The 1,190-nt window shown below is 40.9% G+C and carries 1 protein-coding gene; it reads left to right on the top strand.

Features of this window, described 5'->3' with window-relative positions:
* Positions 1–299 precede the first annotated feature (299 nt).
* On the top strand, positions 300–578 hold the full coding sequence (gene ppiC, locus R8N28_RS25840; RefSeq protein ID WP_005375342.1) for a peptidylprolyl isomerase PpiC: 279 nt from the start codon (positions 300–302) through the stop codon (positions 576–578).
* Positions 579–1,190 lie beyond the last annotated feature (612 nt).

Raw genomic sequence — 1,190 nt, 5'->3', positions numbered from 1 at the left:
GAGATTGATTCGCCTTACTAACGACTTTTGCCATGAAATAACCTTATAAATGCCACCGATTTGTGTCTAATCATATCTTATAAAGCGACAGCTTCAACCGTATAGGAAGTAAATGTGAGCTTTTTAAGCAATCTCTTTATAAATCGAGGTCAATATTACCCGTGTTGCACAGGTTTTCATCACCTAGCCAAGTGTTTTTGGGGCAAGCCATGGCCTAAAATGGGTAAGGTGGAGAAATGTTTGGCGCAAACCAGTGTATTCGGTAAACTTGCGCCACCAGAATAGTGAGAGATAAACACATGGCAAACACAGCAGCCGCATTGCACATTCTTGTTAAGCACAAAGAACAAGCTGAAGACATCATCAAGCAACTGAAAAAAGGCGCTAAATTCCAAACACTAGCGAAAAAATATTCAACTTGCCCGTCTGGCAAACGTGGTGGTGACCTCGGTGAGTTCCGTCGCGGTCAAATGGTGCCTCAATTCGACAAAGTTTGTTTTTCTGGTGAAGTGTTAACTCCGCACTTGGTCAAAACAAAATTTGGTTGGCATGTGGTCAAGGTTCTCTACAGAACATAGCCTCTACCCAGAGCTCATGAGCTGACTTTCGAGTTTCTTGAACGCCAGTACATACGAGCAGAAATCATGGTAAGCACGAATTGGCTTACCATGATTCACTTATTCTTGCCCAAAATCACTCAGAGTCAGAAACTCTAGTTAATTCCTTTCACACTATTACTTCTAATAGCTTCAAGCTGACTGTAAATAGACAACGTATCTCAATAGCAACCATTACGTTCCCCAAAAACTTAGTCTTTAACAAACATAAGTTGGAGCGACGACCGTTCTCCCTTTGGCTTACCTAGAGAATACAACTCATACAAGATCAACGCACACCAATGTGTTGTTAAATTAATGTTTAATAAGTGGGAGTTTTGTTGCTCTTTTACTAATGTCTAATATTCCTACCGGTAGCAACACATGCTTAATAAGTGCAAATCAATAAAGGTGCTCGATAGCAGCTAGGGTGTGGTCTCGTATTGGTCGAAGGTTTGTGTACCTCGCGAAACTCTAGTTGAGATGGTTCAGCTTTGAAACGTAAAAAAGGATAACTCAATGTCTGACTCAAGTAAGACTTTTTACAGGGATGTGCGCAAAAAACCGCATGAATTTGAAAGCCGAGAAGACTTT

The organism is Vibrio sp. Vb1554, from assembly GCF_033344235.1.
This window is presented reverse-complemented; position numbering and strand designations above follow the sequence as displayed.